General features: G+C 40.9%; 16 protein-coding genes and 1 pseudogene. 9 read left to right on the top strand and 8 right to left on the bottom strand.

The features are described 5' to 3' along the window. Nucleotides 1-3 precede the first annotated feature (3 nt). The 4 genes from AC1DYB_RS27635 to AC1DYB_RS27620 all read left to right on the top strand — a co-directional run bounded on the left by AC1DYB_RS27635 (nucleotide 4) and on the right by AC1DYB_RS27620 (nucleotide 5,181). Complete coding sequence (locus AC1DYB_RS27635; RefSeq protein ID WP_477439772.1) at nucleotides 4-822, top strand: zf-HC2 domain-containing protein; 819 nt, start codon at nucleotides 4-6, stop codon at nucleotides 820-822. A 15-nt stretch (nucleotides 823-837) separates the two neighbouring features. Beyond that, nucleotides 838-1,689, top strand: coding sequence for a DUF4097 family beta strand repeat-containing protein (locus AC1DYB_RS27630; protein ID WP_477439770.1), 852 nt, complete (start codon nucleotides 838-840; stop codon nucleotides 1,687-1,689). Between the two features lie 11 nt (nucleotides 1,690-1,700). Beyond that, nucleotides 1,701-2,516: a DUF4097 family beta strand repeat-containing protein gene (locus AC1DYB_RS27625; protein ID WP_477439768.1), complete on the top strand. Its 816-nt coding sequence runs from the start codon at nucleotides 1,701-1,703 to the stop codon at nucleotides 2,514-2,516. A gap of 313 nt (nucleotides 2,517-2,829) precedes the next feature. Then, a complete protein-coding gene (locus AC1DYB_RS27620; protein WP_477439766.1) occupies nucleotides 2,830-5,181 on the top strand; it encodes an ABC transporter permease in 2,352 nt (783 codons plus the stop codon). 41 nt (nucleotides 5,182-5,222) lie between these two features. Here AC1DYB_RS27620 and AC1DYB_RS27615 read toward each other — a convergent pair whose 3' ends face one another. Next, nucleotides 5,223-6,407 (bottom strand): GAF domain-containing sensor histidine kinase, encoded by a 1,185-nt coding sequence (locus tag AC1DYB_RS27615; protein WP_477439764.1) that lies wholly within the window; start codon nucleotides 6,405-6,407, stop codon nucleotides 5,223-5,225. A gap of 418 nt (nucleotides 6,408-6,825) precedes the next feature. On the opposite strand from AC1DYB_RS27615, the gene AC1DYB_RS27610 reads away from it, so the two are divergent. Then, complete coding sequence (locus AC1DYB_RS27610; protein WP_295720811.1) at nucleotides 6,826-7,527, top strand: NUDIX hydrolase; 702 nt, start codon at nucleotides 6,826-6,828, stop codon at nucleotides 7,525-7,527. Between the two features lie 78 nt (nucleotides 7,528-7,605). On the opposite strand, the gene AC1DYB_RS27605 is transcribed toward AC1DYB_RS27610, so the two are convergent. Next, nucleotides 7,606-8,553, bottom strand: coding sequence for a Smr/MutS family protein (locus AC1DYB_RS27605; RefSeq protein WP_477439762.1), 948 nt, complete (start codon nucleotides 8,551-8,553; stop codon nucleotides 7,606-7,608). 138 nt (nucleotides 8,554-8,691) lie between these two features. Between AC1DYB_RS27605 and AC1DYB_RS27600 the strand changes: the two genes are divergently transcribed. After that, nucleotides 8,692-9,198 (top strand): DUF892 family protein, encoded by a 507-nt coding sequence (locus tag AC1DYB_RS27600; RefSeq protein WP_295720813.1) that lies wholly within the window; start codon nucleotides 8,692-8,694, stop codon nucleotides 9,196-9,198. 272 nt (nucleotides 9,199-9,470) lie between these two features. Beyond that, nucleotides 9,471-11,351: a M1 family metallopeptidase gene (locus AC1DYB_RS27595; RefSeq protein ID WP_477439760.1), complete on the top strand. Its 1,881-nt coding sequence runs from the start codon at nucleotides 9,471-9,473 to the stop codon at nucleotides 11,349-11,351. A 74-nt stretch (nucleotides 11,352-11,425) separates the two neighbouring features. On the opposite strand, the gene AC1DYB_RS27590 is transcribed toward AC1DYB_RS27595, so the two are convergent. Beyond that, nucleotides 11,426-11,824, bottom strand: coding sequence for a YtxH domain-containing protein (locus tag AC1DYB_RS27590; RefSeq protein ID WP_295720815.1), 399 nt, complete (start codon nucleotides 11,822-11,824; stop codon nucleotides 11,426-11,428). A gap of 205 nt (nucleotides 11,825-12,029) precedes the next feature. Beyond that, nucleotides 12,030-12,224: a cold-shock protein gene (locus AC1DYB_RS27585; RefSeq protein WP_090644815.1), complete on the bottom strand. Its 195-nt coding sequence runs from the start codon at nucleotides 12,222-12,224 to the stop codon at nucleotides 12,030-12,032. 427 nt (nucleotides 12,225-12,651) lie between these two features. Between AC1DYB_RS27585 and AC1DYB_RS27580 the strand changes: the two genes are divergently transcribed. After that, nucleotides 12,652-13,305 (top strand): HAD family hydrolase, encoded by a 654-nt coding sequence (locus AC1DYB_RS27580; protein ID WP_477439758.1) that lies wholly within the window; start codon nucleotides 12,652-12,654, stop codon nucleotides 13,303-13,305. 92 nt (nucleotides 13,306-13,397) lie between these two features. Beyond that, complete coding sequence (locus AC1DYB_RS27575) at nucleotides 13,398-14,159, top strand: hypothetical protein (protein ID WP_477394822.1); 762 nt, start codon at nucleotides 13,398-13,400, stop codon at nucleotides 14,157-14,159. 3 nt (nucleotides 14,160-14,162) lie between these two features. On the opposite strand, the gene lysA is transcribed toward AC1DYB_RS27575, so the two are convergent. From lysA to AC1DYB_RS27555, 4 genes and pseudogenes are all read right to left on the bottom strand, one after another. Further along, nucleotides 14,163-15,338 carry a diaminopimelate decarboxylase gene (lysA, locus tag AC1DYB_RS27570; RefSeq protein ID WP_295720818.1) on the bottom strand — a complete coding sequence of 392 codons (1,176 nt, stop codon included), beginning with the start codon at nucleotides 15,336-15,338 and terminating at the stop codon, nucleotides 14,163-14,165. 72 nt (nucleotides 15,339-15,410) lie between these two features. Continuing rightward, entirely contained in the window at nucleotides 15,411-16,721 is a 1,311-nt protein-coding gene (locus AC1DYB_RS27565; RefSeq protein ID WP_295720819.1) for an aspartate kinase, read from the bottom strand. Between the two features lie 578 nt (nucleotides 16,722-17,299). Continuing rightward, the gene (locus AC1DYB_RS27560) at nucleotides 17,300-17,899 is read right to left on the bottom strand and encodes a hypothetical protein (RefSeq protein WP_477439756.1); all 600 of its coding nucleotides are present in this window, start codon (nucleotides 17,897-17,899) and stop codon (nucleotides 17,300-17,302) included. Nucleotides 17,900-17,901: 2 nt separating this feature from the next. Beyond that, nucleotides 17,902-18,667 (bottom strand): annotated as a pseudogene (locus AC1DYB_RS27555) (hypothetical protein); the annotation flags it as partial.

Below are 18,667 nucleotides of genomic sequence, written 5' to 3'. Positions count from 1 at the left end.
AGGATGAAGATGAATTGTGAACAATACGAGGAAAAATTTAGCGATTACATAAGTAAACAGCTAACTACTGCTGAGCGTGAGGCGTTTGAAAAACACCTGGCAGGCTGCGAAAGCTGCATGCAGGAATTTACCGCCATACAACAGGTTTGGGATTTGATGGATGAAATTCAGGTGCCCGAGCCAGGTGCCCACATGCCGGTAAAATTTAAGGCGATGCTGGATACCTACAAGCAATCTGTTGATGAGAAAAAAGAGGCGTTTAGTATTAAAGAGCTGCTGACCCGTTTATGGCAATGGCAGCCACGCTGGCCATTGGCTTACAGTTTGGTTATAGTGCTCATCAGTTTTGGTAGCGGGTACCTTGTTTTCCATGCCAGTACCACCGGTAAGCAGGATGAGCAGTTGCAGGCCCTTACTTCGCAGGTGCATGAGCTAAAGCAAACCATGATGCTGGCCCTGCTGGAGAATCCTTCCGCATCTGAACGGATCAAGGGGGTGAGTTATACCAGCGAGATCAAGCATGCCGATAAAGAGGTGATTGACGCTTTATTTGCCACGCTTAACAACGATCCGAATGTGAATGTACGCTTGAGCACATTGGATGCTTTGACCCACCTGGCTGCGCACCCGGAAGTAAGGCAGGGGCTCATCCAATCCATCATACAGCAGGATTCGCCGCTGATGCAATCGGCCATTGCCGATGTGATGCTTAAACTGCAGGAAAAAGGGTCGGTAAATTCATTTAAACAACTTTTGAAACAAAAGGACCTGAACCCTGGCGTAAAGGACAAGATAAGGCAAACCATAACACAACTCATTTAAAAAAAGAACCATTTTATGAAAACAACATTGATCACCGTTTTTACGGCGCTGGGGCTTTGCTTTGCCCAAACACTGGCACATGGCCAGGAGTATAAAGAACACATCAGCAAGCAGTTTACCTTTGGCAAAGGTATAGTGGTTGTGTACAACATTTGGGGAAGCATTAAGGTAGAAGGCTACGCAGGCGATAAGGTGCTGATGGAAATTGACCAAACCATTAAAGGAAAAACCCAGGCCGATGTTGATCTGGCCAAAAAAGAATTTAAGCTGGGCTTTACCCAAAAAGCAGATAGTGTAATAGCTTACACTGCCGAGCCATACGATACCCGCCCCCACAATTGGACCCGCGACGACAAAGACCATCACCAGAATTACATAGTACAACTGGAATACACCATCAAAGTGCCATTTAATATGAGCCTGGCGGTTTCAACAGTAAACGATGGCCATATTACTGTTAAGGATGTTTATGGCTCTTTAAAAGTTAACAATGTGAATGGTTCTTTAGAGATCATTAATGCTAAAGGCACCACTATTGCACATACCGTGAACGGCCCGGTAACTGTGAATTACTTGGCTGTGCCTCCCGGCGAATCATCATACCATACCATAAACGGGCAGATGAATATTACTTACCCCGCCAATTTGTCGGCAGATCTGTCATTTAAAAGCATGAACGGCCAGTTCTTTACCGATTTCCCCGATGCCCAGGTAATGCCAAGTAAGGTGGTAAAAACCGAAGCAAAAAGTGGTGCAGGTACCACCTATAAACTCAACTCCAACTCTGATGTGCGCATTGGCTCGGGTGGTAAACTATTCAAATTTGAAACCCTTAACGGGAATATTTATATCAAAAAACAACAATAACAGAGGATAACATGAAGACGATAAAGATTTTAAGTGTATTTACAGCAGCCATTCTATTAACGGCCCGGTTATCGGCACAGGAGCAATTAGTTGTTCCGCTGAGCGATCCTGGTAAACCTTATAAACTAAATGTGGGTTTAATTGATGGTTCGATAACAATAATAGGTTACGAAGGTAAAACCATTGTAGTAGAAGGTCAGATTGATGAAAAGCGGAAAGAGCGCGAAAAAGATAAAGAGAAAGTAAGCGGTATGCGCCGTTTAAACAGCAATGGTATGGACATCAGCGCACAGGAAAAAGATAACCAGGTTAATGTACACAGCAGCATGGGCAAACCTGTTAACCTAACCATCAAAGTCCCTAAAAGCGGCGGTAACACCTTTAAAATATCAACAGTAAATGGCGGCGACATCAATGGCAGTAACCTGGATGGCGAACTGGAGGTATCAAACGTAAATGGTTCAATTAAATTAACAGATATCACCGGCTCGGTAGTAGCCACTACAGTTAATGGTCCGGTGGTTGTAAGTTTCAGGTCTATTGATTCAAAGGCGGCTATGGCGTTCTCTACACTCAACGGAAAAATAGATATTACCTTCCCTGCCGGCTTAAAAGCCAATGTGAAGCTAAAATCTGATCGTGGCGATGTTTTTACCGATTTTGATGTTGCTACCGAGCAGCATAAACCCAACGTTACCCGCAGCAATAAGGACGGCATGTACGGCCTTAAAATTGACGACTGGGTATACGGCAAAATAGCCGGCGGCGGCCCCGAGATATTAATGAAAACCACTTTCGGCAGTATTTATATCAGGAAGGCGAAGTAGGCCATCGATGTCATTGCGAGTTTTACTATCTGGGGATACTGAAAGGAAAATGACGTTTTAAAAGGTTTGTCATCCTGAGGAACGAAGGATCTATTTGCAGACTGTGCAGGGCGAAGAAGCATGGCGAATAACAGATCCTTCACTGCGTTCAGGATGACAAAAGGTTTCTTTGCGAACACGTCATAGATAGCAACGAAGCAATCGCGAACAGAGCAGGTTCACTCTGCATAGTATGCGATTGCCACGCTTCGCTCGCAATGACATAAAAATTTGTATCTGCACATTTGTAATCTGCACATCCATCCATACGCTTATGTTAAAAAACTATATAAAAACAGCCTGGCGCAATTTGCTCAAGAATAAGTTTTATTCAATCATCAATATTGCGGGTTTAACCCTTGGATTGGCCATTGGCATCCTGATACTGGTTTGGGTACAGGACGAGTTGAGTTTTGATGGCTTTCATAAGCATGCCCCTGATATTTACCGGCTTGAGCTGTTTGGCGGTACAGGTGCCAGCAGGCAGATCTACAGCATTGGTGTAGCGCCTATCGGGCCAATGGCCAAGCAACAGCTGCCCGAGGTAAAAGAATCGGTGCGCATTACGAGTAATAATTTTTCGCTGTACAAGTACAGGGATAAGGCTTTTGGTGATGAGAATGCTGCTTTTACCGACCCCTCGTTTTTTTCGATGTTTGATTTTCATTTGATAAAAGGGAACGCGGCCAAGCCATTTGCAGATGATAACTCGGTAGTGATCACCCAAAAAACTGCCCAAAAATTCTTTGGGGATCAGGACCCTATAGGTAAAGTAATTATTGCCGATGGTAACAATCTAACAGTAAGCGGTGTAATTGCCGACTTCCCCAAAAACTCCAGCATCAACTATGATATGCTGATGCCGATGAGTTTCCATATAAAAGATATGCTGGCCAGAAAAATCGACCTGAGCAGCAACTTCAGCTTTTTTAATTATATAACCTACCTGCAGCTTAAACCGGGGGCCTCATTAAAAGGCCTTACCACCAAAATAAGGCAGATCCACCTGAACCACAAAGCGGACGATACCGATGCCGAATACCTGTTACTCCCCATAACCAAAATGCATTTATACAATGGTGATATGAGTGATAAGGGTATCTCCACGGTGCGCATCTTCATCGTTATAGCCTTGCTGATACTGGTTATCGCTTGCATCAACTATGTAAACCTGTCAACCGCGCGCTCCATGCTCAGGTCAAAAGAGATCAGCATGCGCAAGATCATCGGGGCAGAAAAAATACAGTTGTTTATGCAGTTTATTGTGGAAACCGCCCTGCTGTTTTCATTGGCTGCATTGCTGGCCATTGGGCTGATATTTATTTTAATGCCCCTGTTTAACAACCTGCTTCATAAAGAAATGGTTTTCAATTTGGCCGATTATCATATCTGGGGCATTCTGCTGGGAGCCATTACGGGCACGTTGGCAGCATCAAGCATTTATCCGGCTCTGCTGCTGTCATCCTTTGAGCCATTAAAGGCATTAAAAGGCAAAATCTCTGCTGGTATCGGCGATGTGCTGTTCCGCAAGGTATTGGTAGTTACGCAGTTTGTGTTTTCAATAGTGCTCATCATTGGTACTATGATCATTACGGGTCAGCTCAATTACATCCGTCAAAAAAACCTGGGGTATGATAAAACCAATGTGCTCAGTTTTTGGATGCGCGATATGACCCAGCATTATGATGCTGTAAAAGCCGAGCTGATAAAACAACCTGGTGTACTGGATGTAACCCGATCAAATCAAAACGTGGTAAGGTTTCAAGGTTTTACCGGCGCGCTGGATTGGGATGGGAAAGATCCCAAGCAAAACATGATGATCCACCCCATAGTGGTTGATAAAGACCTGGTATCGTTCTTCAAAATGAAAATGAAAGAAGGCGCCACATTTACAGGTTCGGTTACCGATACCGCCCACTATGTTTTAAACGAAGCCGCTATTAAAGAAATGGGAATTAAAAACCCTGTAGGCAAACGCTTCACCATGCAAGGGGTAAAAGGCACTATCATAGGGGTTGTGAAGGATTTTCACTATGCATCCATGAAAGAAAAAATTGCCCCGGCTATGTTTTACTACCAGCCCAGGTATTTAAATACCATTTACATAAAAACCACCGGTCGCGACGCTCAAAAAGCTATCAACGCGGCTCAAAAGGTATTTAAGCAGTACAATGGAGAGTATCCATTTTCATATAACTTCCTGGATGACATATTTAACAAAATGTACCAGAGCGAGCAGCAGGAAGGCAAACTCTTTACCTATTTTGCCGCTATCGCCATTTTTATCTCCTGCCTTGGCTTATTAGGATTGGCAGCCTATACCGCGCAGGTGCGTACCCGCGAAATTGGCGTACGCAAGGTATTGGGAGCAAGCGTAAGTGGTATTGTTGGCTTACTGGCCCGCGATTTTATTAAACTGGTGCTGATAGCCATTGTGATAGCCTCGCCGCTGGCATGGTATGCAATGTACAAATGGCTGCAGGATTTTGCCTATAAAATAAATGTAGGCTGGCAGGTTTTTGTATTTGCCGGAATGATAGCGCTAATTATTGCCTTTGCTACCATAAGTTTCCAGGCGGTGAAAACTGCCTTAATGAACCCGGTAAAGAGTTTAAGGAGCGAATAAAAAGCCTTGTTTTAAAAGTGCAGACCTTGTTTTTGAAACAATTAACAAGGCGGGAGCCATAAAGTAAAACAGGTGCTATCATCATCAGACGATACGCTTAGTGTGCCGCCGTGTGCCCGTGCAATTTCTGATGAGATATACAAACCCAAGCCAAGGCCCTCCTTGTGCGGCTCAACGTCGCCACGGTAAAATGGCTGGAACAGGCGCGCCTGCATCGCATCCGGGATCCTGTTACTACTATTGGTTACGGATAACGTTAAACCATTGGCGCTGCTTGATGCTTCAACAACAACAGGCATATCGTTTTTGCCGTGTGATAGTGCATTACCCAATATATTTGAGAACAGTTGGGCAATGCGCCTGCCATCGCAATTTACAGTATCCGTAAGGTTTAAATTGACAACAATAACCCTTTCCGGCCAGATGATACGCAATTCGGTTATTACATTGTTGAGGATCTCTTCCAGCGGCTCGTTATCTTTACGATTAAGTATGATCCCCTCACCAAGCCTGCCGCGTGCAAAATCCAATATATTTTCAATGAGGCCTTTCATGCGATAGGCAGAATCCTGTACAATGTTGGCTAAACGTTTAACACGATCATCGGCTGGCATTCGCAACAACAATTGGGCAACATTAAGTACCGCGCCTACAGGATTAAGCAAATCGTGCCCCAATATGGCAATAAACTGCTCGCGTAACTCGGCAATTTGGCGTTCTTCAATTAATTTCAGTTCGCTCAGCGCCAGCCTGTCTATCGCATCCAGGTGGAAAGCAATAAGTTCCGCAAACAACTTAAACATGCCAACAATTTCGGGCGAACTTAAAACAACCGGGCGGGGATCAATAGCGCAAAGCGTACCAAAAAAATCACCGTTTTTAAGTATAATTGGCAAAGAAATATAGCTTTGAAAACCATACATGGCAGGCGTATGATGGTTATAAAAACGTTCGTCCTTATCTACGTGATCAATAATTACGCCCACTCCGCTTTGCCTTATCTCATGGCAAATGGTTGATTTCAATACCAGCTCACCTCCGGGTACAAGTCCAAATTGAATCTCGTCACGTACGGCACAGCAAATCCATTTTTCGTCGGTAACCCTTGCAACAGCAGAAAATCCCATACCCGTAGTACGGCATATCACTTCCAGAATTGACGCTACTACAGGGATATTATTTACAGCTTCTATATCTGCCTGAATCTCGGGGGTAAAATTTTCCAATTGGTACTGATGTTATATTTTTATGTAACCTGAATAACTTTTCAAAGTGTTAAAACCGCAACCATTTTTTGACTTAAATAGTTTCAATTTTTTTAATATACCAAGAAAACATCATTCTAAGATACTTTATATTTTATTAATTAAAGTTCATTCAAAATAACAACAACCGCAACAAAACCGAAACGTTTTAGGTTAGGATAAATTTAAACACAGCTTGTTGGGTGCCGCACATTTAAAAATAGACACTTTGCCGCTCGCTAAATAAAATATCCTGGTTACTTTAATTGTTATTACAACACTACAAATCCTCTCAATTATTGCCCCCCAGGTATCAGATTGCAGTTACAACTTCCATTTAGTTCACATATACCAAATGTTGTTATATATTTGTTTTTATTACAAAAGTTCAAAGTAAAAAATGCTCAAGTATTCTAAACAAACCAGGTTATTATTAGCGGTAGATTGCATAATTTTTGGCTTTGATGGGGAGCTTCTAAAAATATTACTGATTAAAAGAGGCTTTCAGCCCGAAAAAGGCAACTGGAGTTTAATGGGTGGTTTTGTGCAGAATGACGAAAGTTTGGACCAGGCTGCTAATCGTATTTTAAAGCAGTTAACCGGGCTTGAAGGAGTGTACCTTGAACAATTATATACTTATGGCGACCCTAATCGCGACCCCCTGGAGCGCACTGTATCAGTTGCCTATTTCGCCCTGATAGATATCCACAAGTACGAAACACAGATAAGTGCCGACTATCATGCCGAATGGTTTCAGCTTAAACGGGTGCCAAAACTGATATTTGATCAACAGGAAATGGTGGAGCAGGCCCGTAAGCGCATCCGTTACAAAGCTGCCATGCACCCTATTCTGTTTGAGCTTTTACCTACCAAATTTACTATCCCCCAACTACAAATCCTGTACGAGAGCGTTTTTAACACCACCATTGATAAACGTAACTTTAGCAAGCGTGTACTGGCCACCGGCCTACTAATTAAACTGGCCGATAAGGATAAAGCGGGCTCCAAACGCGGGGCTTATTATTACCAGCTTAATATGCAAAACTACTATGCTAAATTCCAGGCGTTTATGAATTTCATTCCAAATCCGGATGCGTTGTAGCGATATTGCAAAAAGCAATCTTACTAAACAGGTAACAAGGCCTTGTTTTATAAGACTGCTTTGCTCAGTATAATATTTCTACTTCAGCATTACCTTAGTTGCCCCGTAGCCAAACTTCTCTTTTCTTGCATCCATAAAAGTTTGCACTTTAGGATGTTTACTTAACACCTTTTGCAATTCGTGGCGCAGGGTGCCGTTACCAGCACCGTGTATAAATGTGATGTCGTGTAATTGGTGTACAATAGCCGCATCAAGTGCTTTATGAAAATGAGCCAGCTGAATGCTCAGTATTTCGCTGCTTTGCAAAAATTGATAGTCGTCACGCAGTTTTTCTATATGCAGATCAACCTCGCTCACCGGTTTTTCAAAAACAACCTTCTCTTCCGCAGGTTTAAAAAAGCTTTCTTTTAGCTTTTGGGCGTCCAGGACCAATTCAGGCTCGTCCAGCCGTATTAACCAACCTGCCTGATTCAATAAAGGCACTTGCTTTTTTGTTGAAGAAAAATCTTTCGCTTTAAATTTCTCCTTAACTACCAATGGCGCAGGTGGTTCAATATTTTGTTTTGTACTATAAATAACATGAAATGTAAATGCAGGCCACAGTTGCAAATCGGCCAATTGCGCCGAGTAAATCATTGCTGATGACTTTGGTGCTATAATTCCAGAAAACTCGCCTTTAAATACCTGTTGTTTTTCGGTATTAAACCCGGCCAGCAACTGGAACGATGTAGTATTCACCAAATGAAAATGTACTACAGATTGTGCTTTCGCATCGGCAACAACACCAACATAGATACCTTTTTTATCAAACTGCGATAAATCAACTGGCTTTTCATCAGCTTCGGTATTCTTTTTTGATCCGGCAGGTTCATAACCGTGTACAGTAGTAACTTTACTGGCCAGCACAGGTATCTCAAACTCATCCTCGCCAGTAACGCCAATCATCTGGTCGTCAATAATGCGGGTTACAAACCCTTCCATTTTTTCATCAACAAACCGAACAAAATCGCCTAATTTATATTTCATAACTGTACTTATCAGGAAGCAAAGTTAGTTTATCCGTACACATTAAAACAAAATAAAACTTACAGGCTTTCTTAGTATAACTTTATATACACTAATTTATTGATACCTCTTATTGTTAACAATATTAATTATGATATCATGAGCGATAATACCATTAAAATTTTAGAGCCCGGCCAGTTAAAGCAAGTATTTATTCATAATCTTAACCGGTTATACTTTAGCAAATGTTACCTCAATAAAAACCTTGACCACATCATTAGCCTGGCATCATTCAGCAATTTAAAGCTGGCCATTAATGAATTTTGGGGTGATGTAAAAAAACAAATAATCAGGATGGACGAGGTGTATTCCTATATGGGCGAAATCCCTTCTGATAAAAACTGCAACCCTATAAAAGCTATCATTAAAGACCAGTTTTGCCTGGATGAAAAGCAGGCAATAACTGTTTTCAGCGATCTGGATATCATTATGTACATTCAATTATTGGAGCATGTAAACATCACATCATGCCGGATGCTGATGATGGTAGCCAAACTATTAAAATACGATAAAGTAAATCAGCTGCTTACTGAGTGCATGGATGAATCAACAGATAATGACCGCCTGTTCATGATCATCTCCAAAGAATATTTATCAGAGGATTAATAGGTTATCAAACCTTTTTTTAAAAAATAAAGCCATCCGCAAAAAAGCGGATGGCTTAAATATTAGTTATTTAATACCCCTATTAAAATAACTTGAACAAATAAAATAAACATTTTCCGTAATCACAAAACATTTTTGACCAATAAATTAGTTGTTACTATTTTGTTACCAAAAACTGACCAGTAAGTAGGTATATTGATTTTTTATTTATTTTGTAACTTTTTACTTTAAAAAGCATCTTTACAAATATCCAACAGGAATTTATTTAAACTATGAACATGATCAAACCCATTACGCTAACTGCTCTATCCTTTTTTGCGCTTATACAAGTACAGGCGCAAAATTTGTATATGCCGCGCGATATCCAGAAAGCTTTCAATAAAGGCACCCGACAGGCAGATGGCAATCCGGGAAAAAAATACTGGCAAAACCACGGTACCTACAACATTACCATTACTGCTTTGCCGCCAGACAGGAATATAAAAGGATCAGAAACCATAACTTATGAAAACAACAGCCCGGATACGCTGAAAAGGCTCAACATGAAGCTGATCCTGAATATACACAAACCGGGCGTTGCCCGTTTTGGCGATGCAGGCGCAGATTACTTGACACCCGGCATCCAGTTTGATAAGTTTTTAGTTAATGGCGAAGCTGCAAAAATAGATGGTGCAGGCGCATCAACCAACATGGGGGTTACTTTAACCAAACCCCTGGCGCCTCATGAGCAGGTAAAGTTAGATATTGACTGGCATTTCCAGATCTCGTTAGAAAGCGGACGTGAGGGAATGATAGACCAAACCACCTATTACCTGGCTTATTTTTACCCAAGAGTATCTGTTTACGATGACTATAATGGCTGGGACAGACTTCCATTTTTAGATGGACAGGAGTTTTATAATGATTTTAATGATTATACGCTTACTGTAAATGCCCCTAAAAATTACATTGTATGGGCAACCGGTACTCTACAAAACCCTAATGCTGTATTACAGCCGGAATACGCTAAACGTTTGGAAACATCCATGACCAGCGACTCAACCATACATGTGGCTACTGCTGCAGACCTGGCTAAGAAAAACGTTACAGCACAAAAAGATCAAAATTCATGGGTATGGAAAGCTAATGACATCAGCGATATGGCTGTTGGTATAAGCGATCATTACGTGTGGGATGCTGCCAGTGCCATTGTTGATGATGTTACCCACCGCAGGGCCAGCATGCAGGCAGCGTTTCTGGATAGTGCAGTAGATTTCCATCATGCGGTGCAGGCCGGGCGTCACTCATTAAGCTGGTTATCACATAACTGGCCGGGTGTACCCTACCCTTTTCCTAAAATGACCGCATTCCAGGGTTTTGCCGATATGGAATACCCAATGATGGTGAATGATAGTCACCAGGATGATGTACAATTTGCTGCTTTTGTGCAAGATCATGAAATAGCGCATACTTATTTCCCCTTCTACATGGGTATTAACGAAAGCCGCTACGCTTTTATGGACGAAGGCTGGGCGACTACTTTTGAACGCCTGATAGGTACAGACGAGGTAGGAGCCGAGAAAGCCGACAAATTGTTTAAAGATTTCAGGGTAGACAGATGGATCCATGATGCCTCAACAGCAGAGGATCTGCCGATTATAACCCCATCAAGCGAGTTAAAGGCCGGTTACGGTAACAACTCTTATGGCAAGCCGGCATTAAGCCATTTTGCTTTGAAAGATATGCTGGGCGATAATCTGTTTAAAAAGGCGCTGCATGGTTATATGGATCGCTGGCATGGCAAACACCCTATTCCCTGGGATTATTTTAACTCCATGAGCAATGTATCTGGCCGCAACCTCGATTGGTTTTTTAATAACTGGTTCTTCACCAACTATTATATTGATCTCAATTTGCAAAAGATAAACAAAGTTGCTGGTGGCTATACAGCAAACATAAAAAACGTGGGTGGTTTTGCCATTCCGTTTGATGCAAAAATTACCTATGCAGATGGTACAACCGAAACCTTACACCAAACACCCGCTGTTTGGGAACACGATCAGAAACAGATTGTGTTAAATATCAAAACCGCTAAAAGCATCAAAACAATAACATTAGATGGCGGCGTGTTTATGGATGCCAATGAAAAAGACAACACCTTAGAGGTTAAATAAATTTACAATACTTGTAAAAACAAAAAACCCGGCAAAATGGCCGGGTTTTTTGTTTTTATATATAGTACTAAATATTATGCGTTCTGTATAGAATTGTTCCAATCATTGGCAGTGCCTTTTACTTTTGCTTTGGCATCATTAACAGCACTTTCTGCAGCTGCATGCACCTTATCATCCGCATTTTTAGCATTTGATTTTACAAATTCAATGGCATCATCTTTAGAATCATAAAGATCGTTAACGGTGCCGGTAAATTTTGTTTTTGCCTTTTCATAAGCATCATTACCATATTGTTTAATGTCGCTTGCTGTTGATTGTGCTTTATTTTTGGCAGTATCCAAAAGGTCGTTTATATAATCGGCAATATCGTCTCTCAGCTCACCACCTTTTTCGGGGGCCAACAATAAACCTAATGCAGCACCCGCTGCGGCACCAACTAATAGTGCGGCTATAATTTTTGCTTGATCTTTCATTTTTTATATGTTTTTGTAGATATGATTTAACTTACCTAACTACAAACAACAACAATGCCAGTTTTGGCAGCAGCGTAAAAGAGATAATACCAGGTGAATACAAAACAGGCGAAAAAACCAGCGGCCAGTTACTAAAACCAATGCCCAATAAAAAAGGCATCCACTTATAAGTGAATGCCTGGTATGCTTAATGATTATATTATACTTAGATAACTTTTACATTTACCGCATTTAAACCTTTTCTGCCGTTCTCTACTTCAAATTCAACTTTATCATTTTCACGGATCTCATCGATTAGGCCTGTTGAATGAACAAAAATGTCTTGACCACCGCTTGTAGGTGTGATAAATCCAAAACCTTTTGTCTCATTAAAAAATTTTACTGTTCCTTCTTTTTGCATTATTTTATTTATTAAAGGCGCCAATTTAGGCAAATTTTCTAAAAAGCCTAACAGCCAAAAGTCATTATTCAATTTGAAAACCTGGCTGTTTAACGTTTTTAAAAAGCAACAATAGCTAATCAACTGATTTTCAAAGCATCTCCCGCATTCAGATTTTCAAATTAGTCTACAGGATTTATTATACCTCATCATATAAATTTTAAAACAAAAAAGCCCATCAGCTTTTGGGCAAACGGGCTTGCTAAAAGTAATAATCGCACAAAAGCAACCACAACACACTCCTTATTATTTTAGCTACATTTTTAAAAACTGTATTTCAACATATAGTTAAAGTAAAATTCCTATCATGTATATGGTATATATACGTGTCTGCTTCAATTTTAGTTTTATTAAATTGTAAGTTTGCGCCAAAATCAAAAACAGATATATGAAGGCCTTTATATTCGACCTTAATGGTACCATGATCAATGATATGCCTTATCATACCAAAGCCTGGCAAACACTTTTAAATGACCAACTGGGTGGCTCTTTCACCTGGGAAGAAGTAAAAAAGCAGATGTATGGTAAAAATCCCGAAGTATTGGTAAGGATGTTTGGTCCCGATCGTTTTACCACGGAAGAGATGAACGATCTATCCTACAAAAAAGAAGAAAAATACCAGGAGGAGTTTTTGCCACACCTGGCACTTTTGCCCGGTTTACAAGAGTTTTTAGAAGCCGCTTATCAAAAAGGTATCCCTATGGCCATAGGCTCTGCAGCTATTCCTTTCAATATTGATTATGTGCTCGATAATCTTAACATCAGGCATTACTTTAAAGCAATAGTAAGTGCAGATGATGTGGTATTAAGCAAACCGCACCCCGAAACCTTTTTAAAGGCTGCACAACTTTTAGATACCATGCCCGATGATTGTGTTGTGTTTGAAGATGTGCCCAAAGGCGTTGAGGCGGCGGCCAATGCCGGTATGAAGGCTATAGTGATTACCACAACGCATGAGCAGCACGAATTTGAAAAATTAACCAACGTGCTGCATTATTCGGTCGATTTTAAGGATGATTATTTTACGGGGCTGATAGATTAATTTGTAGCCCGCTGTTATATATCCGGCAGATTTACCGTATTATTGATTAAGGTTTATATTCTGTAAGCCTTAAACCTAATCTTTCCTGATATATGAACATAAAATTTTACCTGCCTGCATTACTCATCCTTGGCTTATTAAGCTCATGTAGCGACCATATTTACGGCCCTGCTTTGCACCATAGCGATATAGCCTACATGCCCAAACCCATGTCAATGGATAGCGCAAAATCGGCCACTTATATTTCTGGCGCGCTGGTGCTTGATTTTAGCCCCAACCTTAACGACCAACTTACCAGCGGGCAGGTTAATATAAGCCATGCCAATACTTTTAAAAACTTTAACCTGGCTTATGGAGCATTTACCTCCCTGGGTAATTATGCCAATAACGACCTGCAGCCTAATGACCCGTTTTACTTTAAAAATAAGTTTTTTGGTGCAGTTGGTGGCCGCCTATCAGGCAACTTTTTTATCAATAGCGATAGCCGTACAGATTTCAGGATAATTGGTTTTGAAGCTGCCTACAGTCATGAATTTGGCGACTATGCCAATTTCAGGAAAGCAGTAACCGGCCAGCCCAATTTTTATACAGATACCCGTACCGACCTTTTTACAGGAGGCTTAACCAGCGAAATTGTATTTCATGGCAGAAAACCAGATACCCAGATGGGCTTCAGAATATTTGTTGGCGAAACATTTGGCAACGACAATATCTACAACAATAGCAACAACAATTACGTAACTTATAAAACGCCAACCTATGTCGCGTTTTCTTATTTCGTACAGTTTAAGCAATACTTTGCTGTTGTTGAAGGTGGCACTTATGTGCAGTTCAGGGTAGGTCTTAAGTTTTAAAACCTACTCCGAATAAACGCTTCCTACCCTATCGCGCAGGTTATAACCAGATGCCATTACCTCGCCATATGCACCCGCTGTGCGTACCGCTATCAGGTCGCCACGGAATGATACAGGCAGGTCAACGTCTTTCTGGAAACAATCTGTGCTTTCGCATATAGGCCCTACTACATCGTATTTTAAATCAGTTGCCGGTTGCGTGTTGCCGGTTGCCGGTATTTTATTTTGACTTAAATTCTCAATTTGATGATATGCCTGGTAAAGCATCGGCCTAATCAGTTCCGTCATCCCGGCATCCAGTACCAAGAAGTTTTTCTTTTTACCGTTTTTAACATACAGTACCCTCGATATCAGCGACGCGCTTTGGGCAACCAGCGCGCGGCCAAGCTCAAAGTGTACTTCCTGGCCTGGCTTAACATTCAGGAAGCTTTTAAATACCTGGAAATAGTTTTCAAAATCGGCAATATTAGTATCGGGACTATAGTAATCAACCCCTAATCCACCGCCGGTATTGAGTACCTTAACCGGGAAACCATGATCTTCAAACCAATCCTGCATCTCATTGATGCGGGTACAAAGGCTTTTATAAACTTCCAGATCAGTAATTTGCGAACCGATATGGAAGTGAATACCTAAAAACTGCAGGCTGGCACATTTGCGCAATGCCGTGGCCACATCAGGCAACTGCCATATATTGATCCCGAATTTATTTTCATCTAAGCCCGTGGTGATAAAATGGTGTGTATGCGCATCCACATTAGGGTTAATACGGATAGCCACATTGGCCTTTTTACCTTTGGCTGCAGCCAGCTCGTTTATTACCTCAAGCTCCTGTACCGACTCTACATTAAAGCAAAAAATATCTGCATCAAGCGCCAGGTTTATTTCCCTGTCAGATTTGCCTACACCGGCAAAAACTACCCTGCCTTTATCAAAGCCATGATCAATAGCTGCCTTTACTTCGTTACCGCTCACACAGTCGGCACCAAAACCAAAAGACTGGATCATATCCAAAACCTTAGGGTTAAAATTGGCCTTCATGGCATAATGCACATGGAAGCCATGCTTTGCCGAAGCATCACGGCAGGCATCTAAAGTTTGGCGCAAAACACCCATATCGTAATAATAAAACGGGGTATCTAACTGCTGAAATTTATTTATGGTATCTGTATTAAACATTTTATGAGAGTCAAAAATCAAAATTAAAAAGTCAAAAATCCGGGCTCCGAAATCGAATATCCCAAATCCGAATTAAAACAACCGGTTATGCAGGCTCCGCAGAGTTTCTACCTTATCATCGGTTTTTACCAGTAATGAAAGGTTATGATCACTGCCACCGTATGATATCATCCTTAACGGTATATGTTTCACCGCCTCCAGCACCCTTGCTGCATAACCATGCTTTTCGGCACCAAAATCACCTACTACGCAAATAATGGTATGGTTTACATCCAGCTCAACAGAACCAAACTTATTAAGTTCGCTGGTAATTTCGCCCAGGTACGTAGTATCATCAATAGTTAATGAAACCCCCACCTCTGATGTGGTTATCATATCGATAGATGTTTTATAACGTTCAAAAACCTCAAACACCTTTCTTAAAAAACCATGGGCAAGCAACATCCTGCTTGATTGAATTTTGATGGCTGTAATGCCATCCTTGGCGGCAATAGATTTAATTTTGTCCTTCTCGCTGGTATTGGTAATCAGGGTACCTTTGGCCTGCGGATCCATGGTGTTAAGCAAGCGTACCGGGATCTTATATTTTTGAGCCGGGAAAACGCTTTGCGGGTGTAAAATCTTAGCTCCGAAATAAGCCAGCTCGGCAGCCTCATCAAATGACAGCTGGGCAATGGGCTGCGTACCTTTTACAATCCGCGGATCGTTGTTGTGCATGCCGTCAATATCTGTCCATATCTGCACCTCTTCGCTGCGGATGCCGGCACCTATCAGCGATGCGGTATAATCGCTGCCGCCGCGGCGCAGGTTATCAATTTCGCCAAAAGCGTTGCGGCAAATAAATCCCTGGGTAATAAATAAATTAACCTCCGGGTGTTCATCTAATAAAGGAGTAATTTTTTCGGTGATGTAATCAACAATAGGCTCGTTATCCTCATCTATCTTCATAAAATCCAAAGCAGGCAGCAATACCGATGGTATGCCAATCTCCTTTAAATAAACGTGATATAACGTGGTGGATAGTAGCTCACCTTGTGCCAGTATTAATTTTTCTTCAACGGCCGTGAACTGGTCATTAGCCAGGTTACTAAGCAATGCAAAATGATAATCTATTACTTCTTTGCCTTGTGTTAAATATTCGGGATTAGCAAACAGTTCCTGTATAAAAAGCTCGTATTTATCCTTCAGTAAAGTGATCAGGTTAATGGCCTTCTTTTTATCTCCTGTTAAATAAGCCTGTCCAATCTCCACCAGGTTATTTGTAGTACCTGATACTGCCGAAAGCACAATGATCTGTCTTTCTGCAGGGTTAATAATGTCGAGCAGGTTTTTCATACGGGCGGGGCTACCCACCGATGTACCGCCAAATTTTAAAACTTTCATTGCTATTTTTGTTAACCGCAAATAAGCGCACTAACGTACCTTTATTTGCGGCGCTAAAAATAGGATTTTAAAATACTTATAACTAATTAAATTTGGCCGCCCCGGCAAACAATCACCAGTCTGCAAATTATCATTGTATGACGGCATCACCCCAACCGAAAAATGCCGCACGTTGTAAAACGGATTGATGCCGCACGCGCCAGGATAAGTTGTAAATGTATTGCTGGCCCTATCTGCTATTTTACCGCCCAAACACGAGGAATTCTTTACGGCAGGTTTTGCAGCGATAGCTTTTTACCGGCAACCAAAACAATAGCAATTTTACTAACAACTTACGGTGTATCCTTTGGCCTGTACTGGTGTGGCATACAGTACAAACCGCTGATTTACATCTTTTTTTTGATGAGCTTTTTTCTATTTCAACCATATTTATTCGTCGAAAACAAAATTATTTATTCCATTATATATCGGGTACCATCAATAACAGAACTTTTAACACAATTTAGTTCAGCCTGAATTTTTTTCAGGCTATTGATGATAAGTTGATCCGGATATTGTTTTTTTAAAAGTCGCCGGTTTCATTTAATAACATGTACAGGATATACATATTCAAGATATAAAAAGAAAAAGGCAATTGAAATAGCTAATATAATTAATCCTATAACGGCCGAATTAATTTTGATACCATCTTTACTTAGCTCAAAGGTAGTGGAACCGGAGAGTGATATATCAGCTTTAGTTTCCTGGGATGTAGTGTCATCTGTAATTTTGGTAGTGGCATCAGGGCCTTGTATAATAATAGCTTTTTTAGCATCAGTTTGATTTCTCAGCATTTCATGGGTAAATTCAAACTGCTTATAGGATAAATACAAACCTGTTAAAACTATAAATATAACTACCGCGAATATAATTATTGACGTATAATATTGAAAATCATATACTTTTTGTCCGTGTTTAATACCATACCTATCCTCTTCTATTTTTAAATCTTCCGATTTTTTAATATTGCCCGGCAAAGTATATCTCGCATCCATTTGGCGAGTATTATTGTAGTTAGTAGTGTCCTTTTTTTCAGATGCAAAAAGACGTTCTGTTTCCTGTTGTCCATTTGTTTGCGCCTGGGCAATATTTAAAGTGAAGATGGTTAATAAACAAAAAAACACAACTATCCTTTTCATACTTATTTCTTGGTTAGCTTATTATAAAAAGAGAGTCTATAATCTCTTAAACCAAACCAATTGCCTGCATCAACCTTTTCTGCTTCCAGTTTTTTATAACGCTCTATGTTACTAAGTTTTTGCGCATTGGTAAACTGCTTTTTATTACCCCAGTAATTATATATCAATTTTAAATATTTATCAGCTTCTAACTTAACGTTAGTTAAAGAATTTTGATGTGCTCCATTTACCCCCGGTGTGTCTGATCTCGTATCCGGTGTATCGATGCCGATAGAACCTACAGGAGAAGCTGGGAATACGATAACGCAACCAGAACCATCAACAACGCTACCGGCAGCAGTACCTGGGCATTTGTCAAACTGATCAGCAACACCGTCACCGTCTGAATCTTTTTTCAGGTCGTTAACCGCAGTTTCTACGTTGGTAACACGGCCTTTTAAAGCTTCAACTTCCTGGCGTAAAGCTGCATCGTATAATTCATCATACATTTGAGCAACTGGGTTTACCCACTCTAAGTTTTGTTTTGATTTAGGACCAAAAGTATACTCTAAACCACCGTAAGTATAAGAGTAGTGGCTAAAAGTAGGATAAGTGTGAACACCAGAGAAGTTATAACCTTGTACAAAGCTAACAGTGTAACCTAAGTTTAAAGCTAACGCGTCAGATAATCTGAATTTAACACCTGCACCTACAGGAGCAAATAATTCTTTCACGTTTTTATCACCGAATGGCAAAGTATTTACAGTGCCTCCAGCAGATGTAGATGTA

This window comes from Mucilaginibacter sp. P2_A4 (assembly GCF_056405015.1).
The sequence above is the reverse complement of the archived record's forward strand: the minus strand, read 5'-3'. Positions and strand labels throughout refer to the sequence as shown.